The organism is Qipengyuania nanhaisediminis (assembly GCF_900115585.1).
GTDB classification, from domain to species: domain Bacteria; phylum Pseudomonadota; class Alphaproteobacteria; order Sphingomonadales; family Sphingomonadaceae; genus Qipengyuania; species Qipengyuania nanhaisediminis.
Genome location: NZ_FOWZ01000005.1, coordinates 84,946 through 107,761 on the forward strand (window position 1 = coordinate 84,946; position 22,816 = coordinate 107,761).

23 protein-coding genes are annotated in these 22,816 nt (G+C 62.0%); 10 read left to right on the forward strand and 13 right to left on the reverse strand.

The features are described from left to right. Nucleotides 1-41 precede the first annotated feature (41 nt). Nucleotides 42-1,442, forward strand: coding sequence for a methyl-accepting chemotaxis protein (locus BM173_RS13735; protein WP_090483038.1), 1,401 nt, complete (start codon nucleotides 42-44; stop codon nucleotides 1,440-1,442). A gap of 76 nt (nucleotides 1,443-1,518) precedes the next feature. Here the strand turns inward: BM173_RS13735 and BM173_RS13740 are convergent, their stop codons facing one another. Next, nucleotides 1,519-2,385 carry an AAA family ATPase gene (locus tag BM173_RS13740; RefSeq protein WP_090483039.1) on the reverse strand — a complete coding sequence of 289 codons (867 nt, stop codon included), beginning with the start codon at nucleotides 2,383-2,385 and terminating at the stop codon, nucleotides 1,519-1,521. A 99-nt stretch (nucleotides 2,386-2,484) separates the two neighbouring features. Between BM173_RS13740 and BM173_RS13745 the strand changes: the two genes are divergently transcribed. Then, nucleotides 2,485-3,714 (forward strand): bifunctional alpha/beta hydrolase/OsmC family protein, encoded by a 1,230-nt coding sequence (locus tag BM173_RS13745; protein ID WP_090483040.1) that lies wholly within the window; start codon nucleotides 2,485-2,487, stop codon nucleotides 3,712-3,714. Here the strand turns inward: BM173_RS13745 and BM173_RS13750 are convergent. The 3 genes from BM173_RS13750 to BM173_RS13760 form a co-directional block, all read right to left on the reverse strand. Further along, nucleotides 3,711-4,088 (reverse strand): hypothetical protein, encoded by a 378-nt coding sequence (locus BM173_RS13750; RefSeq protein WP_090483041.1) that lies wholly within the window; start codon nucleotides 4,086-4,088, stop codon nucleotides 3,711-3,713. The two genes, BM173_RS13745 and BM173_RS13750, sit on opposite strands and share 4 nt — an antisense overlap. Continuing rightward, on the reverse strand, nucleotides 4,081-6,057 hold the full coding sequence (gene parE / locus BM173_RS13755; RefSeq protein ID WP_090483088.1) for a DNA topoisomerase IV subunit B: 1,977 nt from the start codon (nucleotides 6,055-6,057) through the stop codon (nucleotides 4,081-4,083). The genes BM173_RS13750 and parE overlap by 8 nt, the downstream gene beginning before the upstream one ends. Before the next feature lie 62 nt (nucleotides 6,058-6,119). Next, complete coding sequence (locus BM173_RS13760; RefSeq protein WP_245755904.1) at nucleotides 6,120-7,262, reverse strand: penicillin-binding protein activator; 1,143 nt, start codon at nucleotides 7,260-7,262, stop codon at nucleotides 6,120-6,122. 37 nt (nucleotides 7,263-7,299) lie between these two features. Here BM173_RS13760 and rsmI point away from each other — a divergent pair, with 37 nt between their 5' ends. The 3 genes from rsmI to gshB are packed head-to-tail and all read left to right on the forward strand — an operon-like array spanning nucleotide 7,300 to nucleotide 9,482. After that, on the forward strand, nucleotides 7,300-8,157 hold the full coding sequence (gene rsmI / locus BM173_RS13765; protein WP_245755905.1) for a 16S rRNA (cytidine(1402)-2'-O)-methyltransferase: 858 nt from the start codon (nucleotides 7,300-7,302) through the stop codon (nucleotides 8,155-8,157). After that, entirely contained in the window at nucleotides 8,154-8,504 is a 351-nt protein-coding gene (locus tag BM173_RS13770) for a YraN family protein (protein ID WP_090483043.1), read from the forward strand. The genes rsmI and BM173_RS13770 overlap by 4 nt, the downstream gene beginning before the upstream one ends. Nucleotides 8,505-8,513: 9 nt before the next feature. Then, nucleotides 8,514-9,482 (forward strand): glutathione synthase, encoded by a 969-nt coding sequence (gene gshB, locus BM173_RS13775; RefSeq protein ID WP_090483044.1) that lies wholly within the window; start codon nucleotides 8,514-8,516, stop codon nucleotides 9,480-9,482. Here gshB and BM173_RS13780 read toward each other — a convergent pair whose 3' ends face one another. Both BM173_RS13780 and hemW read right to left on the reverse strand, forming a co-directional pair. Further along, nucleotides 9,483-10,379, reverse strand: coding sequence for a tyrosine recombinase XerC (locus BM173_RS13780; protein WP_090483045.1), 897 nt, complete (start codon nucleotides 10,377-10,379; stop codon nucleotides 9,483-9,485). It abuts the gene before it with no gap. Beyond that, nucleotides 10,376-11,530 (reverse strand): radical SAM family heme chaperone HemW, encoded by a 1,155-nt coding sequence (gene hemW / locus BM173_RS13785; protein ID WP_090483046.1) that lies wholly within the window; start codon nucleotides 11,528-11,530, stop codon nucleotides 10,376-10,378. Before hemW ends, BM173_RS13780 begins: the two co-directional genes overlap by 4 nt. 47 nt (nucleotides 11,531-11,577) lie before the next feature. Here hemW and BM173_RS13790 point away from each other — a divergent pair, with 47 nt between their 5' ends. After that, nucleotides 11,578-12,162 carry a CAP domain-containing protein gene (locus tag BM173_RS13790; RefSeq protein WP_090483047.1) on the forward strand — a complete coding sequence of 195 codons (585 nt, stop codon included), beginning with the start codon at nucleotides 11,578-11,580 and terminating at the stop codon, nucleotides 12,160-12,162. Here BM173_RS13790 and rdgB read toward each other — a convergent pair. Both rdgB and rph read right to left on the reverse strand, forming a co-directional pair. Then, nucleotides 12,159-12,785 carry an RdgB/HAM1 family non-canonical purine NTP pyrophosphatase gene (gene rdgB / locus BM173_RS13795; RefSeq protein WP_090483048.1) on the reverse strand — a complete coding sequence of 209 codons (627 nt, stop codon included), beginning with the start codon at nucleotides 12,783-12,785 and terminating at the stop codon, nucleotides 12,159-12,161. The two genes, BM173_RS13790 and rdgB, sit on opposite strands and share 4 nt — an antisense overlap. After that, nucleotides 12,782-13,498, reverse strand: coding sequence for a ribonuclease PH (gene rph, locus BM173_RS13800; protein ID WP_090483049.1), 717 nt, complete (start codon nucleotides 13,496-13,498; stop codon nucleotides 12,782-12,784). Before rph ends, rdgB begins: the two co-directional genes overlap by 4 nt. Nucleotides 13,499-13,582: 84 nt before the next feature. On the opposite strand from rph, the gene hrcA reads away from it, so the two are divergent. From hrcA to BM173_RS13815, 3 genes are read left to right on the forward strand one after another with little or no spacing between them, the layout of a single operon-like run. Beyond that, nucleotides 13,583-14,626 (forward strand): heat-inducible transcriptional repressor HrcA, encoded by a 1,044-nt coding sequence (gene hrcA / locus BM173_RS13805; RefSeq protein ID WP_090483050.1) that lies wholly within the window; start codon nucleotides 13,583-13,585, stop codon nucleotides 14,624-14,626. A 12-nt stretch (nucleotides 14,627-14,638) separates the two neighbouring features. Then, a complete protein-coding gene (gene grpE / locus BM173_RS13810) occupies nucleotides 14,639-15,238 on the forward strand; it encodes a nucleotide exchange factor GrpE (RefSeq protein WP_090483051.1) in 600 nt (199 codons plus the stop codon). A 20-nt stretch (nucleotides 15,239-15,258) separates the two neighbouring features. After that, the gene (locus tag BM173_RS13815) at nucleotides 15,259-17,004 is read left to right on the forward strand and encodes a DUF885 domain-containing protein (RefSeq protein WP_090483052.1); all 1,746 of its coding nucleotides are present in this window, start codon (nucleotides 15,259-15,261) and stop codon (nucleotides 17,002-17,004) included. A gap of 6 nt (nucleotides 17,005-17,010) precedes the next feature. On the opposite strand, the gene BM173_RS13820 is transcribed toward BM173_RS13815, so the two are convergent. From BM173_RS13820 to BM173_RS13840, 5 genes are all read right to left on the reverse strand, one after another. After that, entirely contained in the window at nucleotides 17,011-17,814 is an 804-nt protein-coding gene (locus tag BM173_RS13820) for a hypothetical protein (RefSeq protein ID WP_143089657.1), read from the reverse strand. A gap of 104 nt (nucleotides 17,815-17,918) precedes the next feature. After that, a complete protein-coding gene (locus BM173_RS13825; RefSeq protein WP_090483054.1) occupies nucleotides 17,919-19,085 on the reverse strand; it encodes a PrnB family protein in 1,167 nt (388 codons plus the stop codon). 107 nt (nucleotides 19,086-19,192) lie between these two features. Next, nucleotides 19,193-19,678 carry a GNAT family N-acetyltransferase gene (locus tag BM173_RS13830; RefSeq protein ID WP_090483055.1) on the reverse strand — a complete coding sequence of 162 codons (486 nt, stop codon included), beginning with the start codon at nucleotides 19,676-19,678 and terminating at the stop codon, nucleotides 19,193-19,195. Then, on the reverse strand, nucleotides 19,675-20,148 hold the full coding sequence (locus BM173_RS13835; RefSeq protein WP_090483056.1) for a vgr related protein: 474 nt from the start codon (nucleotides 20,146-20,148) through the stop codon (nucleotides 19,675-19,677). Before BM173_RS13835 ends, BM173_RS13830 begins: the two co-directional genes overlap by 4 nt. Before the next feature lie 62 nt (nucleotides 20,149-20,210). Then, nucleotides 20,211-20,693 carry a copper chaperone PCu(A)C gene (locus tag BM173_RS13840; RefSeq protein ID WP_090483057.1) on the reverse strand — a complete coding sequence of 161 codons (483 nt, stop codon included), beginning with the start codon at nucleotides 20,691-20,693 and terminating at the stop codon, nucleotides 20,211-20,213. A gap of 179 nt (nucleotides 20,694-20,872) precedes the next feature. Between BM173_RS13840 and dnaK the strand changes: the two genes are divergently transcribed. Then, nucleotides 20,873-22,798: a molecular chaperone DnaK gene (dnaK, locus tag BM173_RS13845; RefSeq protein ID WP_090483058.1), complete on the forward strand. Its 1,926-nt coding sequence runs from the start codon at nucleotides 20,873-20,875 to the stop codon at nucleotides 22,796-22,798. The last annotated feature ends 18 nt before the right edge of the window (nucleotides 22,799-22,816 follow it).

Consider the following 22,816-nt stretch of genomic DNA (forward strand, 5'->3'; position numbering starts at 1 on the left):
TAGACCCCTCCCGCAGAACGGGGACAAAGGGATCGTATCTAATGGAACTTAGCGTTGTTGATGCTTCGAAAGCGGCGAGCATCGAGTCGATTCCGGAGGCGTGCGGCAAGGTCACGGTCGGATGTTCCGATGTGGCCGGCATCGTGCAGGCTGTTATCGACAGCTCGGGCATCCTTCGCGCCGAGCACGCCGAACTCCAAGGCACGGTCGCCGAACTCGAAAAGGATCAGCGCAAGGTTGCAGAGGCATCCGACGAAGCGCGTCTCCTGTCCGCTCGCGCGATCGAGCGGTTGGGGCAGGGCACCACGCAGATCCAGTCGTCCCTGAGCCAGATCACCAACCTTCTCGACCTGGTCGAAACGCTGGCGACCCACGTCACCGGTTTCGCAGCGGCAATGGACCAGGTGAAGCGTTGCTCGCAGGACATCGAGCAGATCGCCGAGACCACCAATATCCTCGCCCTCAACGCGACCATCGAGGCGATGCGCGCTGGCGAAGCTGGCCGCACCTTCGCAGTGGTTGCCAATGAGGTGAAATCCCTCGCCGGCGAAACGCGCAAGGCTACGGACGAGATCTCTGACGTGATCGAAACACTCGGCACCGAGGCTGCTACCGTGATCGAACGTATCGAAGCGGGCGCCAAGGCATCGAACGAAGCCAAGAGCTCCGTCGCGAGCATCGATGCCACGATCTCGGGCGTGTCCCAGCTGGTAGAGGAAGTCGACCAGCAGAACGACCAGATCGCGCGTGCAACCGGCATGATGACCGAGCACGTAGACCGTGTTTCGGCCGTCATCGAAAGCTTCGACCGTGCAGCAAGCGAGAACGAGAACAAGCTGGCGACAGCGCACGATCGCATGGAAGAGCTCGAACTGACCGCGAGCGACATGTTCGACAAGCTGGTGAAGGCGGGCCTCTCGCCACAGGACAGCCAGCTGGTCGAGCGTGCCATCGATCACGCGAAGAACCTCGCCCGCATCGCCGAAGAGGCGATCGAGAAGGGCGAGCTTACGATGGAGCAGTTCTTCGACACGGATTACAAGGAAGTGCCGGGCACGAACCCGCAGCTCTTCCGCAACAAGCTCAGCGACTGGGCCGACCGCAACTGGCGCCCCATCATCGATTCGGTGGTGGCGGAAGGCGGCCCGATCATGATGTGCTCGCCTGCAGACATGAACGGCTTCCTGCCCACCCATGTCTCGGACCGGTCACGCAAGCCTACCGGCGACCTGACGCACGACACCAAATACTGCCGCAATGGTCGCATCATGCTCGAAGGCGTAGATGTCGCCGCGAAGAAGAGCACCGACCCCTACATGATGGCGGTCTATCGCCAGGAAGGTGACGGGAAGAACTACGTGGTCGTTCGCAACGTTTATGTGCCGCTGATCATCAACGGTCGCCGCTGGGGCGACAGTGAACTGGCTTACTCGCTCGACTAAACGACATACCCCAAGAGAAAAGGGCGCGCTCCGATTGCGGAACGCGCCCTTTTCGGTGTTCGGCGTAGCCTGAAATTTACGGTTGGCGGCGCGCCATGAATGCGAGCCGTTCGAACATCATCACGTCCTGCTCGTTCTTCAGCAGCGCTCCGTGAAGCGGCGGGATCGCGCTGTTCGGATTGCTGTCCTGTAGCACGTCGAGCGGCATGTCCTCGTTGAGAAGCAGCTTCAGCCAGTCCAGCAGTTCGCTGGTGCTGGGCTTCTTCTTCAGGCCGGGCACTTCACGCAGTTCGTAGAAGATCTCCATCGCCTTGGAGACGAGGTTCTTCTGGATGCCCGGATAGTGCACCTCGATAATTTCGCGCATCGTGTCGCGATCGGGAAACTTGATGTAGTGGAAGAAGCAGCGGCGCAGGAACGCGTCGGGCAGTTCCTTCTCGTTGTTCGAGGTGATGACGACGATCGGGCGTTCCTTGGCCTCGATGCGCTCGTGCGTTTCGTAGACATCGAAGCTCATGCGATCGAGTTCCTGCAGGAGATCGTTCGGAAACTCGATGTCGGCCTTGTCGATCTCGTCGATCAGCAGGACGGGAAGCTCGGGCGAGGTGAACGCTTCCCACAGCTTGCCCTTCTTGATGTAGTTAGAGATGTCGTGGACGCGCTCGTCGCCGAGCTGGCCGTCGCGCAGGCGAGCGACTGCGTCATACTCGTAAAGGCCCTGCTGCGCCTTGGTCGTCGATTTGACGTTCCATTCGATCATCGGAGCGCCGAGCGCTTTGGAGATTTCATGCGCCAGCACGGTCTTGCCGGTGCCGGGCTCGCCCTTGACGAGCAGCGGACGGCGCAGCGTTACCGCAGCATTCACCGCAACCTTGAGGTCTTCGGTGGCGATATAGGAGCTGGTACCTTCGAAACGGGTCTGGTCGGTCGAATTATCGGACATGGGTTTTCCCTTGCAACTTGTGCGATGCGTTAGGGCTAGGGCACGCTTAGGGCAAGGGGGCGTTGTAACACTTGCATCCCCACGGACGAAGGAGGGTTCATGCCGACCGAAAACCTGACGATTGCCACCGACGCCGGCCATGACCTGACCGGCTCGCTAGAAATGCCGACCGGGCTCGTGCGCGGTGCGGCGTTGTTTGCTCATTGCTTCACCTGCACGAAGCAGAGCCGGGCTGCGGTGGCGGTTGCGCGTGCTTTGGCCCGCGAGGGCATCGCGACGCTGCGGTTCGATTTTACCGGCCTCGGCGGAAGCGGAGGAGAATTCGGCAGGGCCGGCTTCGCAGCGGATGTGTCCGATCTTGTTGCAGCCGGGAGCTATATGGTCGAGCGCTTCCAGCAACCGATTCTGCTCGTCGGGCATAGCCTGGGTGGCGCGGCCGTGCTTGCCGCGGCAGACGAAATCGGCGCCGAGCATATTGCGGCCATTGCCACCATCGGGGCTCCTTCGGATGTGCCACACGTGCTGCGCAACATCGACGGCGACATCGAGGCTATCCGGAGCAAGGGCGAAGGCGAGGTAAGGATCGGCGGCCAGGAGTTCTGCCTCGGCAGGGAATTCCTGGAGCGGGTCGAGAATATCGACCTGCTCGACGAGGTGAAGCGTCTCAGGAAGCCGCTCCTTTTCCTGCATTCGCCGACCGATGCCATCGTCGGGGTGGAACACGCGAGCGCGCTTTTCCAGGCCGCCAAGCATCCCAAGAGCTTCGTCAGCCTCGAGGGCGCCGATCATCTCCTGTTGCAGGAACAGGACGCCGATTTCGCGGCGCGGGTTATCGCTGGCTGGGCCCACCGCTACCTGCCGCTGCGGGAGGACTGGCCGATGCCCGAAGAGGGCATCGTCGCCTGTACCGGCCATGGAAAATTTGGCACCGAGGTGCACACGGTCTCGCACCAATTCATCGCCGACGAGCCCAAAAGCTATGGCGGAGATGACAGCGGGCCGACGCCCTATGATCTACTCAACGCTGCGCTCGGCACCTGCACGGCGATGACGATGAAGATGTATGCCGATCGCAAGAAGTGGCCGCTCGAAGGCGTCAGCGTCCATGTCACGCATGAGCGCAAGCACGAGGAGGAATGCGATCATGTCGAAGCGATGGAGGAGGGCAAGCAGATGCAGGCCCTCAACCGCGTCATTTCCATCCGCGGGGACGCGCTGGACGATGACCAAAGGGCGCGCCTGATCGAAATTGCCGACAAGTGTCCCGTGCATCGCACGCTCGAAGGCGAATTGCATGTGCACACACGCATGGGCGAAGTGGCCGATTAGCCGAGCATCGAAAGAGCGGTAATCCCGAAGAAGAATGCTAGCATCAGACCGGTCGCCCATTGCCAAGGCCTGGGCGCGCCGAGCATTCCGCGATCCCAGGTGAACTGCCAGATCATCCCGCTGGCCAGTAGGGCGACTGCTACGACGACCAGTTGCGGAAGTCCGATCCAGCCCCACAACAGCATGACGATAGCAGGCTGGGTTACGACCTGCAGTACGAGCGCCCCTGCAAACCAGGCGATGGGGATCGGCCGGTAAGCGGTGTCCGATGCGTACCAGTCCGGAAGTGCCGTATCGGTCCGGGCGATGCGGCGGTCACCCGCCATCACATCACCTTCGTTCGCGTCTTCCGGCTCGTCCTTCTCGTCAGGCATCGATCATTTCGCGGTCGAATTCCCCGGCATTGTTCTGGATGAAGTTGAAGCGATGCTCGGGATTGCGGCCCATGAGCTGGTCCACCAGTTCCTTGACCTTCGCGCGGTCCTCGAATTCCGGGGGCAGCGTGATCCGGATCAGCGAACGTGTCTCCGGATTCATCGTCGTTTCGCGCAGCTGCTGGGGGTTCATTTCGCCGAGACCCTTGAAGCGGCCGACTTCGACCTTCTTTCCCTTGAAGACCGTCTCTTCCAGCTCCTTGCGGTGTTCGTCATCACGCGCATAGCGGCTCTCCTTGCCCGCCGTCAGGCGATAGAGCGGTGGCTGAGCGAGGTAGAGGTGGCCGTTACGAACCACGTCCGTCATTTCCTGGAAGAAGAACGTCATCAGGAGAGTGGCGATATGCGCGCCGTCGACATCGGCGTCGGTCATGATGATGATGCGGTCGTAACGCAGGTTCTCCGCGTCGCAATCCTTGCGGGTGCCGCAGCCCATGGCCAGGCTCAGGTCGGCGATCTCGCTGTTGGCGCGGATCTTGTCGGCAGTCGCGCTGGCGACGTTCAGGATCTTGCCGCGAATGGGAAGGATCGCCTGCGTCTTGCGGTTACGGGCCTGCTTGGCGCTGCCGCCTGCCGAATCCCCTTCGACGATAAACAGTTCCGTCTCGCCGTCGCCTTCGCCGCTGCAATCGGTCAGCTTGCCGGGCAGGCGCAGCTTCTTAGCATTGGTCGCGGTCTTGCGCTTTATCTCGCGTTCCTGCTTGCGGCGCAGGCGCTCGTCCATCCGCTCCATGACCTGGCCGAGCAGTGCCTTGCCGCGGTCCATGTTATCGGACAGGAAGTGGTCGAAATGATCGCGGACAGCGTTCTCGACCAAGCGCACCGCCTCGGGTGAAGTCAGGCGATCCTTCGTCTGGCTCTGGAACTGCGGGTCGCGGATGAAGACCGACAGCATGACTTCGGCACCGTTCATCACGTCGTCGGCGGTGATGTCCTTGGCCTTCTTCGTCCCGGTCAGTTCACCGAAGGCCCTAAGCCCCTTGGTCAGGGCTGCGCGCAGGCCCTGCTCGTGCGTGCCGCCGTCGGGAGTGGGGACGGTGTTGCAGTACCAGCTGGTCGACCCATCGGAGAATAGCGGCCACGCGATGGCCCATTCCACGCGGCCCTGCTCATCGGGGAAATCCTGGTTGCCTGCAAAGGGCTGCGCGGTGACGCATTCGCGGCCGCCCAGTTGTTCTGCAAGATGATCTGCAAGTCCCCCCGGAAACTTGAAGACGGCCTCTGCCGGAACGTCGTCGCTCACAAGAGTCTCGGCACATTTCCAGCGGATTTCCACGCCGGCGAAGAGATACGCCTTTGAGCGTGCGAGCTTGAACAGCCGTTTCGGCTTGAAGGCGCGGTCGCCGAAGATTTCGGCATCCGGGGTGAAGGTTACAGTGGTGCCGCGCCGATTTGGCGTCGCGCCAAGCTCCTGCAGCTTGCCGGTGGGATGCCCCTTGGAGAATTCCTGTGCGAAAAGCTGCTTGTCGCGGGCTACCTCGACGCGGGTGTAATCCGATAGTGCGTTGACCACCGACACACCGACACCGTGCAGGCCGCCACTGGTCGCATAGGCCTTGCCCGAGAACTTGCCGCCCGAATGCAAGGTCGTGAGGATGACTTCCAGCGTGGATTTGCCGGGGTATTTCGGATGCTCTGCAACCGGGATGCCGCGACCGTTGTCGCTGATGGTGACCTTGTTGCCTTCTTCAAGCCGGATTTCGATCCTGCTGGCATGGCCCGCAACCGCTTCGTCCATCGCGTTGTCGAGCACTTCGGCCACGAGGTGGTGCAGGGCGCGATCGTCGGTCCCGCCGATATACATGCCCGGGCGACGGCGAACCGGTTCAAGGCCTTCGAGAACCTCGATAGAAGATGCGTCGTAGTCGCCGCTCGATGTGGGCGTATTCTCGAAAAGATCGTCGGACATGGTCACTGCTATATCGCGCGCGAATCCGCGCACACAAGCGCCACCTGAATGTTATCCGCCTGTCAAAAGCCGGACGGTGCCCTGGAGACGGTGATTATCCCGCCATCGCTGACCGAGCGCACCTCAAGGGCTCGCTCGACAATACCGTTGCGCTGGAAGCGAAATGGACCGTCCATCCCGTCGAACCCGCCCGACTGGAACAGCACATTGGTCGGGAAATCACGTCCGACTTGCCAATCGCGGGCAGCACGCAGCGTCAGCAGGACTGCGTCATAGCCGAGGGTGGCCACCCGGTAGGGCTGACTGCCGAAGCGCGCCTCATAGCTGGTGACGAAACCGCCATAACGACCGTCCGTCACAGCAGAGAACAGCGCACCTTCCAGCGCCTCTACCCGCAAAAGCGCGCTTTCGCCGGCCCACCGCTCCGTCCCGAGGATACGCAGGGACGGGGACGCAATGGCTTGTGCCCCGCGGATTGAGGGCGTTCCCCCATCGGCGATAAGAACGGTGTCGAACCCGCCCATTGTCTTGAGCCTTCCGGCTGCGCTTACCACCGATGTATTCGTGCGGGTGTAGCGTTCGGTGCCAATCAGTCGTCCGCCGTATGAAGAGAGGGCGGATTGCAGGGCCGCTTCCGCGCGCCTGCCGTACTCGGACTCCGGGGACAGGACGGCGAATGTGTTTGCGCCCTGTTCGCGCGCATATTCGACGCTGCGGGCGATGGACTGCTCGGGGATGTGCCCCATGATGAAGACGCCCGGCCCGGCAATTGTGGTGTCGTTCGAAAAACTGATGATGGGCACATTTGCCGCTGCTGCGGTCGAGCGCACGGCTGCCACATTGCTTCCGAGCAGGGGGCCGAGGATAAGGCGGTTACCGTCGGCAAGCGCTTCGTTTGTCGCCGACTGTGCGCCGCGCGCTGTGTCGTAGGTCGCGATCCGGATGTTGTCCGCGTTCGTGTCGAGGAGAGCCATGGTGGTCGCATTCGCGATGGACTGTCCGACTGCACCATTGTCTCCGGACATGGGGACGAGCAGCGCTACACGATGCCGCTCCCCGTCTTGCGGCAGGCTCGTCGCACTCGGTTCGGGCGTCGGCGTTGGCGGAGCCGGTTCGGTCGTCTTGGGAATGATCGCGCATCCAGAGAGCGCCATCGCTCCGAAAGCCGCGATTGCACCGCGCCGGTTCATAAATGCCTGCTTCATCCTTGCCGCGTCCCTTTTTGCTGGTCATGGAAGGCATGTGAGCGAACCCGCATCCCCTGCACCTGACGAAAGTCTTACACCCGGTCTCTATCTCGTTGCCACCCCAATCGGCAATCTGGGCGACATAACGATGCGCGCTGTCGATATCCTGCGCCGCTGCGACGGGGTCGCCTGCGAGGATACGCGCGTGACGGGCAAGCTGCTCAAGCATCTCGGCATCTCGAAGCCGATGTGGCGCTATGACGACCATAGCGAGCATCGGGATCGCTCGAGACTGGTCGACTCCATGCAGACGAGAGCAGTCGCCCTGGTGAGCGACGCAGGGACACCCATGGTGAGCGATCCCGGCTATCGGCTGGTCAACGATTGCAGGGAGCAAGGCATAGCTGTCACCAGCCTTCCGGGTCCCTGCGCGGCCGTGGTCGGGCTGACCCTTTCCGGCCTGCCGAACGACCGCTTCCTGTTCGCAGGCTTCCTACCGTCGAAGGAGAAGGGACGCAGGGAAACCCTGGAAGAGCTCGCCGCCATCGACGCCACGCTGGTGTTCTACGAGACCGCACCGCGCCTGCTGAAAACGCTGGCCACCATCGAGGAAGTCCTGCCAAAACGCGAGATCGCCGTCGCGCGCGAATTGACCAAGCTGCACGAAGAATGCCGCCGCGGTTTCGCCTCCGGTCTCATGGCCTATTACGACGCCAATCCTCCGCGCGGCGAGATCGTGCTGCTCATCGGCCCGCCCGAGGCGGTGCAGGCGAATGAGGCGGATGCCGAGGATATGCTGCGCGAGGCTCTGATGACGATGAAGCCTTCGCAGGCTGCCGGCCACGTGGCGAAAGCGACAGGTCTAGACCGCAAGGCGCTCTACACCCGTGCCATGGATCTCAAGGCCGGATGAAACGGCAAGTTGCCGAACGAAACGGCAGGGACGGCGAGGCGAGGGCAGCCTTCTGGCTGCGCGCGAAGGGCTGGCACATCCTCGACCAGCGGGTGAAGACCAAGGCTGGCGAAATCGACCTTGTCGCGAAACGCGGCAATATCGTCGCCTTCATCGAGGTGAAGTGGCGCAGCAAGCGCGCGGAACTCGATAATGCAATCGACGAGCGGCGGCTGGCGCGTGTCGCGGCGGCTACGGAATCCGTCGCTCATCGCTATGCGACCGATGGAGAGGACATCCGCGTGGACGTGATCCTGCTTGCACCCGGCGCATTCCCTCGCCACATCGCCAACGCCTGGCAACCTTAGGAGATCGCAATGGGCCTGCGTGTCGCCGTCCAGATGGACCCGCTCGAAAGCATCAATATCGCCGGCGACAGCAGCTTCGCGCTGATGCTGGCCGCACAGGCGAGGGGGCACGAGGTCTGGCATTACGACGTCACCTCGCTCGCGTATGAAAGCGACGGCACGCCCGCAGGGCGGATCACTGCCCATGCCGCACCAGTCACCGTCCAGCGCGTGGAAGGCGATCATTTTTCGGCTGGCGAAAGGCGCAGGATCGACCTCGCTCAGGATATCGATGTCGTCCTGATGCGGCAGGATCCGCCGTTCCACCTCGGCTACATCAGCTCTGCGCTCCTGCTGGATCGCCTCAAGGGCACGACGCTCGTGATCAACGATCCCCGCGAAGTGGTAAATGCGCCGGAGAAGATGTTCGTCCTCGATTACGCGCGCTTCATGCCGCCGACGATGATTGCGCGGCACCTCGACGATTTACGGGCCTTCCAGCAAAAGCATGGATCGGTCGTTATCAAGCCACTCCACGGCAATGGCGGTAAGGCGATCTTCCGCCTGGACGAGACGGGTACGAACCTGTCCGCGCTGAGCGAGGTGTTCGACCTTACCTGGCCCGAGCCGCACATGATCCAGCCATTTCTCCCCGAAGTGAGCGAAGGCGACAAGCGGATCGTCCTGGTTGATGGAGAATTTGCGGGTGCAATCAATCGTTTCCCGGGCGAAGGTGAGTTTCGTTCGAACCTTGCCCAGGGTGGCCATGCCGAAGCCACCGGCCTCTCCGAAAGGGAAGAGGAAATCTGCGCGGCGATGGGCCCCGAGCTCAAGAAGAGGGGGCTGGTGTTCGTCGGCATCGATGTGATCGGCGGAAAGTACCTGACCGAGATCAACGTCACATCGCCAACGGGCATCGTCGCGATCGACAAGTTCAATGGGACCGATACACCCGCGCTGATCTGGGACGCGATCGAGCGACGTCACGCCGCTATGTGATCAATCGCGGTCGCGTGGATGTGCGTTGCGATAGGTGTCGAGCAGGCTGGCGGCATCGACCTTCGTATAGATTTGCGTCGAGCCGAGGCTGGCATGCCCTAACAGTTCCTGCAGGCTGCGCAGATCGGCACCCGCTCCGAGCAGGTGGGTCGCAAAGCTGTGCCTCAGCGCGTGCGGTGTCGCGGTGTCCGGCAGGCCTAGCGCCTTGCGGGCGCGTGCTGTCGCTTTCTGGACAACGCCTTGCGAAAGCGCGCCCCCTTTTACCCCGCGGAACAGAGGATCGCGCGGTCCAAGCGGCCAGGGATTGAGTGTGCAATATTCGGCGATTGCATCCCGGACCAGCGGCAGGATGGGTACGGTCCTTTGCTTGCCGCCCTTGCCCGTAACGGTGAGTGTTTCGCCAAGGGGGACGTCCGAACCCGTCAGCGACAAGGCTTCGGCAATTCGCAGACCCGCCCCGTAGAGCAAAAGCAGGACCGCCCGATCGCGCGCGCCGACCCAATCCTCCAGTGCCATCGCGTCGACCGTTTCAGCCAAACCTATTGCATCGTCGGGCGACACGGGGCGCGGGAGGCCCTTCTTGATACGCGGCCCCCTCAGGCGCGGAGCCTGCGTGACGTCGTGGCCCGCCTGCGCCTTGGCGAAAGACACGAAGCTCTTGAGCGCGGAAAGCTCCCTTGCCGTCGAAGCATTGGACAGGCCATCGCTGCGGCGTGACGCCAGATGGCTACGCAACTCGGCTGCGGTCAGAGCCGCAACCTGTTCGAATGTCTCGAACTCGCCGCGCGTCATGAGCCGCTCCGCAGCCTTCGAATAGGCGCGCACGGTGTGATCGGAGCGCCGCTGCGCCAGCGAGAGGTGGTCGTGCCAGACTTGAAGGCAATCCGCCTTGGTCATCCCGCGACCAGGTCCTCTGACACAAGTTCACCAAGCAGGGCGTCCAGCAAGGGCATGCCTGCCTCGGTGACGCCAATCCTGTCCGCCTTCTTCCAGACCAGGCCGAGGTCGCGATAGAGGCGCAGCTTGGCGTCATCGAGCATGGTGGTGGAGGTGACGTCGAAACGGCGGGAGAGGGAAGTCATGTCGATCCCTTCCGCAAGGCGCAGTCCCATCAGCAGCGCTTCCGAAGCCTGTTCGTGCTTTGTGAGCGTGCGGTTCTCAGAGATGCCCGAGCCCTGACGTTCAACCGCGGTAAGGTAGTTTTCGGGTTTCTTGTGTCGCAAGGTCGCTATGCCGTCACGGCGCCCGTGTGCGCCCGGGCCGATCCCGAGATAATCCTCGTAGCGCCAGTAGGTCAGGTTATGCCGGCTTTCCTGTCCGGGCCGCGCATGATTGCTGATCTCATAGGCTGGCAGCCCGGCAGCGGCGGTCATTTCCCGCGTCATCGTGAAAAGATCGGCTGCTGGGTCATTGTCGAGCGGCGTGAATACACCGCGCCGGACATCGGTTGCAAAACGCGTCGTCGGCTCGATCGTCAGCAGGTAAAGCGACAGGTGATCGGTGCCGAGTGCCAAGGCCTCGCCCAATTCCTGCCGCCAGTCGGCCTCTGTCTGGTCGGGGCGGGCGTAGATCAGATCGATCGACACGCGGCCGAAATGGCTCTGTGCGGTCTCGAGAGCGTGGATAGCTTCTTCGGCGCCATGCAACCTGCCCAAAAACCGGAGCGTTTCGTCCCGTAAGGACTGAACGCCAAGCGAGACACGGTTCACCCCGGCACTCGCCAGCGCTGCGAAATTGGCGGCTTCGACCGAGGATGGATTGCCCTCCAACGTGATCTCGATGCCATCCTCGAAACCCCAGATTTTCTCTGCTTCCTGCAGGAGTTTTTCCACGAGGGTCGGTGGCATCAATGACGGAGTTCCCCCGCCAAAAAAGATACTTGCGAGCTTTTCCTGAGATTTGTTCTGGGTTGCTTCGGCACGCATGTCGCTCAGCAAGGCGCGTTCCCAGACGTCCATATTCGTTCGCTCGCGGACGTGGCTGTTGAAGTCGCAATAGGGACATTTTGCGAGGCAGAAGGGCCAGTGAATGTAGAGGGCTTTGGCCAAGGGGCGCTTTCATTGAAAATTAAACCAGCTCCGTTTTAAGCGGAGGCATGGAAGGCATGAAACTTTACGCGACCGCTGTCGCTGCACTGGGACTGCTATGTGCCACGGGTGTCGGTGTCGCTGCAAGCGCTGGCGGCGCTGCTGCCTCGTCTGCCACGGTGCGTGAGCATCGGGCACACGATAATGCAGCCGCCGATCGCCATGCCGGGCGCATTCTGCACCTGCATAACCGGGAGCGCGCGCAACTTGGGCTTCCGATGCTTGAATGGAGCCCCCAGCTGGCGCGTGAAGCCAGGGATTGGGGCCACCAGCTTGCCCGCAAGGGACGCCTCGAGCACGCCGATGCATCAACGCGCAGCGGGACTGGTGAGAACCTATGGATGGGGACCGCCAATGCTTGGCCCGTCGATACCATGGTCGGCATGTTCATCGACGAAAAGCGGCATTACCGTCATGGGCGCTTCCCGGAAATTTCCCGAACCGGCCAATGGGCGGATGTGGCGCATTACACGCAGGTAATCTGGCGGGATACGCAGGAAGTCGGCTGCGCGGTGGTCACGGACCGGGGCTGGGACGTCCTAGTCTGTCGATATTACCCGGCGGGCAATGTCTGGGGCCGCATGGCCTATTAGGCGAACTGCTCCGCCACCAGTTTCGCAAATGCATCGGCACGGTGACTAATGGCGTGCTTTTCTTCCGGTGCTATTTCTGCAAACGTCAGGTCGCGGCCCTGGGGGACGAACACCGGATCGTAGCCGAAACCCATCTCTCCTCTCGGAGGCCATGTCAGCGTGCCGGGAGCCGTACCTTCATAGACCGCCTGCTCTCCGTCGGGCCAGGCAAGTGCCAGAACGCAGTGGAAGGCGCAGGAGCGGTCGACGTCCGCCCCCTTTTCCTGGAGCATGCCCTCGACCTTGCCCATCGCCATGTACCAGTCACGGCCGGGTTCGCCTTCGAAATGCTGCCGCTCGGCCCAGTCCGCCGTGTAGACGCCGGGGCGACCATCGAGCGCATCGACCGAAAGTCCGCTGTCGTCGGCGAGAGCGGGCAGGCCCGATGCCTCTGCCGCCGCGCGGGCCTTTAGCAGCGCGTTCTGTACGAAGGTCGTGCCTGTCTCGGGCGGTTCGGGCAGGCCAAGCGATCCAGCGGAAATGCACTTCACGCCGTAAGGTGCGAGCAGCGCCGAGATTTCCTTGAGCTTGCCGGCATTATGCGTCGCGATAACGAGGCTGCCCGAACCGAGCCGACGGGTCATTTGCGGGTTGCCTCGTCCTGTGCCTTGAACACTTGTGCACAGCCCATCTGTGCAAGTCGGAGCAAGCGAAGAAAGGCTTCCTCGTCATAGGGGGCGCCTTCCGCCGTGGCCTGTGCCTCGGCGATCTTGCCGCCTTCGATCAGGACGAAGTTGGCATCGGCATCCGCATTGCTGTCCTCGGGGTAATCGAGGTCGAGCACCGGAGTGCCCTTGTAGACACCGCAGGAAATGGCAGCGACCTTGGCGGTGATCGGATCTTCCACAATGTCGCCCGATTTCATCAGGCCATCGACGGCCAGCCGCAGTGCGACCCAGGCGCCCGAGATCGAAGCGGTACGCGTCCCGCCATCCGCCTGGATGACATCGCAATCGAGCGTGATCTGGCGCTCGCCAAGCTTCTTCATATCTACGACTGCACGCAAGCTACGCCCGATAAGCCGCTGGATTTCCTGCGTTCGTCCGCTCTGCTTGCCCTTGGCCGCTTCGCGCTGACCGCGCGTGTGTGTGGCGCGCGGCAGCATGGAGTATTCGCCGGTGACCCAGCCTTCTCCCTTGCCGCGAAGCCACGGCGGAATCCGTTCTTCGACCGATGCGGTGCACAGAACTCGCGTTTCGCCGAAGCTGATGAGGCAGCTGCCTTCTGCGTGCTTGGTGTAACCGGTCTCGATAGTGATGGCGCGCATTTCGTCGGGCGCGCGTCCTGAAGGTCGCATTCCATTCTCCAATTCAGTCGAATCTCGGTGGAGGCTTTGGCCGATGGGCCTTGAGGCCGCAAGTGGAGTGGTTAGATAGAAGGCATGAACGGCCCTCCGCTTTCCGATTTGTCCGAACGCGCGCGGGAGATATTCCGCCTTGTGGTGGAAGGGTATCTCGACACCGGCACTCCCGTCGGCTCGAAGGCGCTGGCGGGCGAGGGCGGTGTCGGCCTGTCGCCAGCATCCATCCGTTCTGTCCTTGCAGAACTGGAACAACGCGGCCTGCTCGCGGCCCCTCACACCAGCGCGGGCAGGATGCCGACGGAAAGCGGCCTGCGCCTCTTCGTCGATGCGATGATGCAGGTTGCCGAACCGACTGCTCAGGAGCGGGCGGCGATCGAGAAACGCCTCGCAGAACCCGGCCCGATCGAGCGCGCGCTGGAAGAGACAAGCGCGCTGCTGTCAGATCTTTCGGGAGCCGCGGGCATGGTGATGGTGCCCCGAAGGGAGCCGCGCCTATCGCAAGTGTCGCTCACCGCGCTCGACGCGAACCGCGTTCTGGCAGTGCTGGTGGGAGAGGACGGCCATGTCGAAAATCGCATACTCTCCGTTCCTGCTGCCGTGCTTGGCGTGTCGCTGGAACAGGCGAGCAATTACCTCACGGCGCGCTCGTCCGGGCGGACACTCGCCGAGGCGGCCGCTGTGGTCAAACAGGAGATTTCCGGCGGACGCAGCGCGCTGGACGAGGCCAGTCGCGATCTGGTTTCGCGCGGCATCGCGACCTGGACCACCGACACGGCCGAGCGCCCGGTCCTTATCGTGCGCGGCCAGGCCAATCTGCTGGACGAGAGCGCGCTGAGCGATATCGAACGTGTGCGCTCCTTGCTGGACGATCTCGAAAACAAGCAGACCGTGGCAACACTTCTCGAAAATGCGCGCGATGCCGACGCCATGCGAATTTTCATCGGTAGCGAGAACCGGCTGTTCTCGCTGTCCGGATCATCGGTCATCGCCTCACCCTACCGCGATCGCGAGGGAAAGGTGGTCGGGGTGCTGGGGGTCATCGGGCCAACTCGGTTGAATTACGCCCGTGTCGTCCCCATGGTTGATTTCACGGCCCGTTCCTTGGGCAAAAGATTAGGCTGACAGGGTTTACAAGTGAGCAACGAGAACACGAACGAACCGCAGGACAAGGCGGTCGACGAAGAAGTAGCGCGCGAGATGGAAGGCGTGCCGGAACACCTGCGTGACAAGGGTGGCGAAGAAGACGCTGCCGAAGAAGCGCTCGACGAAGCGCTGGCGAGCCTGCGCGGCGATCTGGAAGCGGCCAAGCAGGACGCTCTTTATGCCCGTGCGGAAACGCAGAACGTGCGCCGCCGGATGGAAAAGGATGTCCAGGACGCCCGCAATTACGCGGCGACCGGGTTCGCCCGCGATATCCTGAGCGTGGCCGACAACCTCGCCCGTGCACTCGATGCGATTCCTGCGGAGCAGCGCGAGGACGAGAAGCTCAAGGGCTTCATCGCCGGTATCGAAGCTACCCAGCGTGAGCTTGAAAAGGTGTTCAACCAAAACGGCATCACCCGCATCGCAGCCAAGGGCATGCCGCTCGATCCCAACCAGCACCAGGCCATGATGGAAATCCCGACCGACGAGGTCGATGCCGGAACCATCGTGCAGGAAATGCAGGCTGGCTACATGATCAAGGATCGCTTGCTGCGTCCGGCAATGGTCGGCGTCGCGAAGAAACCCGACTGATTTTTGGAAGTGGATCTGTGATGAGAACTGCAATGCTTGGAGCGGCGGTTCTCATCGCTGCCATTTCGCCGGCCTTGGCCCAGGATAGCGCGGACGAGCGTCTGGCGGCGTTGACTGACGCATTTTACGATTACCAGCTCGACACGTACGAACTCGTCGAAACCGATAGCGGGCAGACCAGGCAGGTGGACCGCTTGCCGGCAGTTACACCTATCGCACAACGTGATCGCGCCACTCGATATGCCGAATTGCTACAGCAGCTGCAGGCACTTGAAAGCCAGCGTCTAGGGAAGGAAGCGCGGACCAACGCGCTGGTCCTTAGGACCCTGCTCGAAGCGGAAATCGGGGATGCCCGGTTTGCCGAGTGGGAAATGCCCCTCAACAGCGATTCCAACTTCTGGTCCTATCTCGCAGGGAGCACTCCTTACACCTCGGTGGAGGAATACCAGAATTACATCGGCCGGATGAGGGACCTGCCGCGATATCTCGCGGAGCACACCGCCAATGCGCGCGCCGGACTGGATCGCGGTTTCAGCGTTCCCGCTGTCACTCTGGAGGGTCGCGACGCGTCTATCGAGGCATTCGTGGTGGAGGAGCCGGAAACAAGTCCGTTCTGGAAGCCCTTCAAGGCGATGCCTGCCTCGATCCCAGAAGCCCAAAAGGAGCGGCTACGCGAGGAGGCGCGAGAGGCAATCGGCGATCATGTAACCCCGGCTTATGCGGCGCTGTTGCAGTTCTTCCGTGATGAATACCTGACGCGCGCCAGATCGACGATCGGAGCCAGCGAATTCCCTGAGGGACGTGCCTACTACGCGCAGCAAATCCGGCAGTACACGACGCTAGATCTGACCGCTGAGCAAATTCACGCCATTGGTCTTGAAGAGGTGGCCCGGATCAAGTCGGAAATGGAGCAGGTCAAGGACGAGGCCGGCTTCGATGGCACCCTTGAACAATTCATCACCTTCCTGAGGACCGACCCGCAATTCGTCGCTGATACCCCCGACGAGCTGATGGGGGTGGCCGCCTACACCGCAAAGCGCGTCGATGACCGGCTGAGCGATTACTTCGGATTCCTGCCGCGGTATCGTCATGGCATTCGGCCGGTCGATCCAGCCATTGCCCCTTTCTACACAGCCGGACGAGGCGGGCTGGAATACTGCCAGATCAACACGCACGACCTGCCTTCGCGGCCCGTCTACAACATCCCCGCACTCACGATGCACGAATGCGCTCCAGGCCATAGTTTCCAGGCGGCAATTGCGCTGGAGCGCGACGATGCGCCGCGCTTCCGGCGCCAGACATATTTCTCGGGCTTCGGCGAGGGGTGGGGCCTCTACACCGAGTATCTCGGCGAAGAGATGGGCATCTATCGCACCCCTTACGAGCGGTTCGGCAAGCTCAGCTACGAGATGTGGCGCGCTGCGCGGCTAGTTATCGATACTGGCATCCACCACTACGGTTGGACCCGCGATCAAGCGATCGACTATCTCGCCAGTCACACCGCGCTATCCGATCGTGAGGTCGAAACCGAGATCGATCGCTACATCAGCTGGCCGGGTCAGGCGCTGGCGTACAAGCTTGGTGAGATGACGATACGCAGGGTCCGGGCAAAGGCCGAGGAAGCGCTTGGAGACCGCTTCGATATTCGCAAGTTTCACGATGTTGTGCTGTCGCTGGGTTCCGTCCCGCTTCCGGCCCTTGAAGCCCGGATCGATGCGTTCATTGCCGACGGGGGTCAGGGGCTGGAAGGCATCACTTACGATTGAGGTGCATCAGCGGCACAGCGAAACGTCGTTGAGATAGGACTGCAGCGTTTGTCGCCGGTCATCCGCCCATAGGCCCACCATCCGGTCATCCGGGCGCGGGCTAGTGGAAAATTCCACTGCCCTTGCAAGGAACGTGCGTCCATCGGCAGGACAGAAGTCCTGCGCTCTCGAGAGCATCAGGAAATCGGTGACGGATTGGTACCGGGCCTGCACTTCGCGTTCCTCGCGCCGGCGTTCTTGCAGTCTTTCCTGCATCCGCTCGTCGGTCGCCTCGCTGCGGCGTGCCCGGTCACGAAGATCGTCGACCCGCGACACTTCCGCGCGGAAAGTGTCCGAGTTGCGCGGGTAAAAGCGAGCGAGGGGAGGGTTTGGCTCGCTCGGGGTCTCGCTGTAATAGCGATCCACTCGCTTGGCCTCGGTATCGCCGTCTAGGCCAGCCCCGATTGCCGCTGCCCCGATAGCAGCTGCACTCTCGGCCAGGGAGGGATCGCCTTTCGGGCGATCCACCGCTTCGGTGACAGGCTCCACGAGCAGCAGGTTGACGAGCATCGCCGCGTCGAAACGGTCCTGGACCAGCTCGTTCATCATGCATGGATAATAGAGGCGATCCGCTTCGATCCAGGCAATCATGCGCTGGTCGGAAGTGCATCCGAAAGAGGTGATCTCAATCTCTGGGGAGGCTTCCCTTGCTTCGCCCAGCGCCTGTGCAACCAGTTCAGCACCTCCTGAACCTTCGTCGGCAAGAGCCGGCCCGGCTGTAAGTGAAAGCAGGGCTCCAGCCGCCACCAGAACCGAGCCGGACCAATTCATTTCCATCTCCCACCTTGCGTGCGGCACACCATGAGGGTGCGACCTTGCATCATGCTGAACGGCCCAGCGAGGAATTGCCATCCCCGCCGGGCCGCAAAGCAGCTTCAGCCGACCAGTTGGGCCCGGTTCTCGTCGCGGTGCTTCTTGAGGTACTTCATGAAGGGCGTTCCTCCCGTACCGACATCGGGATCGTTACCGGCAATGCTGCCGGCCTGCTTGTTGATGTAGCTCGCCGCATACTCGAGGTGGCGGGTGCGGAAGCGGGCGGATTGTTCGAGGCAGGCGTTGAAGGCCGCCTTGAGTTCGGCATTCTCGCTTGCGGACACGAAGTCCCGCAGCGTGGACTGCGCTGCCAGATCCTCGATGAAGCGGCGGTGCTCGACCGGGCGGTAATGATGCAACTCGTCGAGGAAGCTCTTGAGCGGGTCATCGCTGTGGCCGACCTGGAAGAGCGCATCCATCGCCGGAACGATAGAGGACTGCGATCCGGTCTGGCCGCGCAGGGCCTGCGGTTTACCCTCGAAACGCTCGATCCCTTCATAGACCAAGCCGCCGTCCTTCAAGGCAGGATTGTTCGCCCAGCCGTGGATATAGGGCCGCACGCGGTGGAAGTAGATATAGGGATCGCATTGCTCTGGCATGCGCGCGAAATGGCCGTAAATCCGCTCCCACGCCTCGTCCATCTCCCTGAGCAGGCGGGTGGCTTCTTCCTCGTCGCCTTCCTTGGCGACGGTCACCAGCTTCGCCGCATTGTCGAGCAGGACGCCTGCTTCCGCTTCGATCGCCACATGGACGAGGACGAACCAGTTCTCGTCGGCGCCACACAGGAAATTCTGGTGCATGGCGATGTTGTCGAGCGTGATCGGCCCCGACTTGTCGAGCCGGTACCAATTGTCGAGCACGTATCCGGAATAGGGGAGGAGCGGCGCCTGGCCGAGTCGTTCGGACAAAGCGCACATCGGGCGGGCGAGATTGGCGGGAAGATGCTTGGGTGGCTCCGCTTCGCCCCAGACATAGGCCTGAACCAGGAAGGAAAAATGCACCATGGCGGTGCGGACCTCTTCCTCCGGAGCGCTCTTCACCCATTCCGAAACATCGGGATCGGGCAGGGCGTCGAGGAAATGACGGACGCGGCCCGAGGTGAGCAATGCCGACAATAAGCCGGCCGCTTTCACAATAGGGTCGAATTGTGGGGGAAGCGTGATCTCGTCGATCTCGTAATGCGAAAGGTAGCCGCGCTCGCGGCTCATACCGTAGTCTTTAAGCTCCATTGTGATGACTCATCGCCGAGCGCGGGTTGGGCCGCTCGGTCAATGCGTGCATTCGTATCCATTGAAACCGGTTTGCTCAAGCAGGGGTGTGGATAGTCCCGACGCGGTCAGAGATCGCGAACCATCTGCAGATTGCAACGCGCGTACGGGGTTTGACGTAGTTCGTGCGCTTCGAGGGCGCGAAAGCCTTTGCGGCGGTAAAGGTGGGTGGCCGCGTCGAGGCGGGAATTTGTCTCCAGCCAAAGCGCGTTCGCGCCGCGCTCTCGCGCAATTTCGATGAGGCGATCGAGGATGGCGGATCCGAGGCCGGATCCCTGCGCCGAGGGGTCAGTCGCCATTTTGACGATCTCCAGCCACTTTCGCGCGTCGGATGCTGGTTCATGCGGCACGGCAAGCGCCCCGCAACCGACCACGCGGCCGTCCACTTCGGCAAGAACGATGGCTCCGCCGGGGTCGAGTAGCGAGGCGACCGGATTTTCGAGCTGGCGCCGGTCGCTCTCTTCGACGCCGAAATATTCTTCGATCCAGCGCAGATTGAGCGCCGCGAAGGCGGCTTCGTCGCCTGCCCTGAAGTCGCGGATCAGAAAAGTCATGCCGCAGCACCGGGGAAGTTTACCAGCAGGTCATAGGCTGATTTGTCGCCGATACCGGCAATTTTCATGCCGTTACGCAGCCAGAAGGCGTGTTTGACGATCTCTGCCTGCTGTTCGATCCCGTAGCGTTCAAGAGCCCAGCCCGGCTTCAGCGAATAGTCGTATCGCGCCCACGGCATGCGCCTGGTCACCAGATACCATTCGCCGCGGGACTGGGTCTGCCAGACGTGGACCATCTCGTGAATGAAGAGGCCCTGCCGCCTGAGGCTGGCGGTCGAAAAGTCGTCGCAATAATTTTCCGAAGCCGGGTGGAAATGAACATGGCCCCTGGGCGCCATTGTCACGCGGCGGGGCTGGAAGGGAAACCACTTGCGCCGCCGGATCGTGACACGCGCATAGTCGATGGCCGTCCCGAAAACGCTTTTGGCAAGCGCTATTTCCCCGTTGGTAAGGGGCCGCTGGCCGCCGATCTCGCAGGTCGCGGGAACGGCGGCATCATGGCTTTCGATTTCAAGCGTATCGCGAGGGTCGCTCAGCGATCTTCCCCAGCTGCCTGGATCGGAACCGTGAAGGTGGCGGACTTGCCGCCTGCAACGGTGAGGGTCATTGCGGTCTCGCTACCGGCCACAAGATCGGGCGAAAGGTCGAAGACCATGACGTGTAGGCCGCCCGGCTCGAATTTCAGGGTGTCACCAGCCTGAACCGCCTGCGGACCGGTCTCGCTCATCTCCATCTTGCCATCCATCTCAATCGTGCCGTGGACTTCGGTCTTGCCGGCACCGTCGACCTCGGCCTTGCGGACGGCAACGCCGCGATCGCCATTGTTGACGAGATCGAAATAGATTGCCGCGGGATTTCCGGCGACCGCCGGCAGGACCATGCGCGCGTTCTCGACGGTCAGGCCTGCAGCGTCGCTCGTGGCCGAGGACTGCGCTTCTTCTTCCGCGCCTCCGCAAGCGGCGAGGGCAAGGCTGGAGCCCGCGAGAAGTGCGGCGGCGAAAACGGGTTTGATCATCGTGGAAATTCCCTCCTGTTGATGGCGCAAAAAACTAGCGGGGGACCTCCCTTGTGCCAAGAAAAACCGCACCTATATCGCTCGGGTAACACACCACTCGAATGAGCCGCCGACCGGTTCTGCCTCTCGTGGGGGACCAGACGCGCGGTGTCCAACAATGTGAAACTTATGGGGAAACCATGGCTAAAGTAATCGGTATCGACCTCGGCACCACCAACAGCTGCGTCGCCGTGATGGACGGCGGCAAGCCGAAGGTCATCGAAAATTCCGAAGGCGCGCGTACCACGCCTTCCATCGTCGCCTTCACCAAGGACGGTGAACGCCTTATCGGTCAGCCGGCCAAGCGCCAGGCAGTGACCAATCCGGACAACACGGTTTTCGCGGTGAAGCGCCTTATCGGCCGCCGTTTCGATGACCCGGTGACCAAGAAGGACACCGAGCTGGTCCCCTATGACATCGTCAAGGGCAAGAACGGTGACGCGTGGGTCAAGGCCGGCGGCGAAGAATATTCGCCCAGCCAGATTTCCGCTTTCATCCTCCAGAAGATGAAGGAAACCGCCGAGAGCTATCTTGGCGAAACGGTCGAGCAGGCCGTCATCACCGTTCCCGCGTACTTCAACGACGCGCAGCGGCAGGCAACCAAGGATGCCGGCCAGATCGCGGGTCTTGAAGTGCTGCGCATCATTAACGAGCCGACTGCGGCCGCGCTCGCCTACGGTCTCGACAAGGACGATGGCAAGACCATCGCAGTCTACGACCTTGGTGGCGGTACCTTCGACGTTTCCATTCTGGAAATCGGCGATGGCGTCTTCGAAGTGAAGTCGACCAACGGCGACACCTTCCTGGGCGGTGAAGACTTCGACAGCGCAATTGTCGAATGGCTGGCCGACCAGTTTAAGAAGAAGGAAAACATGGACCTGCGGACCGACAAGCTCGCTCTGCAGCGCCTCAAGGAAGCGGCGGAAAAGGCCAAGATCGAGCTGAGCTCGGCCCAGACCACCGAAGTGAACCTGCCGTTCATTACGGCGCGCATGGAAGGTGGTTCGTCCACCCCGCTGCACCTTGTCGAAACGATCAGCCGTTCGGACCTCGAAAAGATGGTCGGCGACCTCATCCAGCGCACGCTCGAGCCGTGCAAGAAAGCATTGGCCGATGCCGGTGTCTCCAAGGACGAGATCGACGAAGTCATCATGGTCGGCGGTATGACCCGCATGCCCAAGGTGCGCGAAGTGGTCGAAGGCTTCTTCGGTTCCAAGCCGCACACCGGCGTGAACCCCGATGAAGTCGTGGCCATGGGTGCTGCCATCCAGGCGGGCGTCCTCCAGGGCGACGTGAAGGACGTGCTGCTGCTCGACGTGACCCCGCTTTCGCTGGGTATCGAGACGCTCGGCGGCGTGTTCACGCGCATGATCGACCGCAACACCACGATCCCGACCAAGAAAACGCAGACCTACTCGACCGCTGAAGACAACCAGCAGGCCGTGACGATCCGCGTGTTCCAGGGCGAACGCGAGATGGCTGCCGACAACAAGCTGCTCGGCCAGTTCGACCTCGTTGGCATTCCCGCCGCACCGCGCGGCGTGCCGCAGATCGAGGTGACCTTCGACATCGACGCCAACGGCATCGTGAACGTCAGTGCAAAGGACAAGGGCACCGGCAAGGAACAGCAGATCCGCATCCAGGCATCCGGCGGTCTGACCGACGCCGATATCGAGCAGATGGTCCAGGACGCGGAAAAGTTCGCGGACGAAGACAAGAAGCGCAAGGAAGGTGCCGAGGCCCGCAACCAGGCCGACAGCCTCGTCCACGCCACCGAGAAGCAGCTCGAAGAGCATGGCGACAAGATCGACGCTTCGCTGAAGAGCGAAGTCGAAGAGAAGGTTGCGGCGCTCAAGACCGCTCTCGAAGGTGACGATGCAGCAGACATCAACGCCAAGGCCCAGGACCTGTCGCAGAGCGCGATGAAGATGGGTCAGTCGATCTACGAGCAGGAGCAGGCCAAGGCTTCGGCCGATGCTCCGAGCGAAGACGGCGGCGATGCCGGCAATGACGAAGAAGTCGTCGATGCCGAATTCTCCGAAGTCGACGAAGACGCGAAGAACTAAGGCTCCTGATGAAAACCC

Coding starts and splice junctions, on each gene's coding strand:
- BM173_RS13735 (WP_090483038.1), top strand. CDS start 42: ATGGAACTTAGCGTTGTTGATGCTTCGAAAGCGGCGAGCATCGAGTCG.
- BM173_RS13740 (WP_090483039.1), bottom strand. CDS start 2,385: ATGTCCGATAATTCGACCGACCAGACCCGTTTCGAAGGTACCAGCTCC.
- BM173_RS13745 (WP_090483040.1), top strand. CDS start 2,485: ATGCCGACCGAAAACCTGACGATTGCCACCGACGCCGGCCATGACCTG.
- BM173_RS13750 (WP_090483041.1), bottom strand. CDS start 4,088: ATGCCTGACGAGAAGGACGAGCCGGAAGACGCGAACGAAGGTGATGTG.
- parE (WP_090483088.1), bottom strand. CDS start 6,057: ATGTCCGACGATCTTTTCGAGAATACGCCCACATCGAGCGGCGACTAC.
- BM173_RS13760 (WP_245755904.1), bottom strand. CDS start 7,262: ATGAAGCAGGCATTTATGAACCGGCGCGGTGCAATCGCGGCTTTCGGA.
- BM173_RS13770 (WP_090483043.1), top strand. CDS start 8,154: ATGAAACGGCAAGTTGCCGAACGAAACGGCAGGGACGGCGAGGCGAGG.
- gshB (WP_090483044.1), top strand. CDS start 8,514: ATGGGCCTGCGTGTCGCCGTCCAGATGGACCCGCTCGAAAGCATCAAT.
- BM173_RS13780 (WP_090483045.1), bottom strand. CDS start 10,379: ATGACCAAGGCGGATTGCCTTCAAGTCTGGCACGACCACCTCTCGCTG.
- BM173_RS13790 (WP_090483047.1), top strand. CDS start 11,578: ATGGAAGGCATGAAACTTTACGCGACCGCTGTCGCTGCACTGGGACTG.
- rdgB (WP_090483048.1), bottom strand. CDS start 12,785: ATGACCCGTCGGCTCGGTTCGGGCAGCCTCGTTATCGCGACGCATAAT.
- rph (WP_090483049.1), bottom strand. CDS start 13,498: ATGCGACCTTCAGGACGCGCGCCCGACGAAATGCGCGCCATCACTATC.
- hrcA (WP_090483050.1), top strand. CDS start 13,583: ATGAACGGCCCTCCGCTTTCCGATTTGTCCGAACGCGCGCGGGAGATA.
- BM173_RS13815 (WP_090483052.1), top strand. CDS start 15,259: ATGAGAACTGCAATGCTTGGAGCGGCGGTTCTCATCGCTGCCATTTCG.
- BM173_RS13820 (WP_143089657.1), bottom strand. CDS start 17,814: ATGAATTGGTCCGGCTCGGTTCTGGTGGCGGCTGGAGCCCTGCTTTCA.
- BM173_RS13825 (WP_090483054.1), bottom strand. CDS start 19,085: ATGGAGCTTAAAGACTACGGTATGAGCCGCGAGCGCGGCTACCTTTCG.
- BM173_RS13830 (WP_090483055.1), bottom strand. CDS start 19,678: ATGACTTTTCTGATCCGCGACTTCAGGGCAGGCGACGAAGCCGCCTTC.
- BM173_RS13840 (WP_090483057.1), bottom strand. CDS start 20,693: ATGATCAAACCCGTTTTCGCCGCCGCACTTCTCGCGGGCTCCAGCCTT.
- dnaK (WP_090483058.1), top strand. CDS start 20,873: ATGGCTAAAGTAATCGGTATCGACCTCGGCACCACCAACAGCTGCGTC.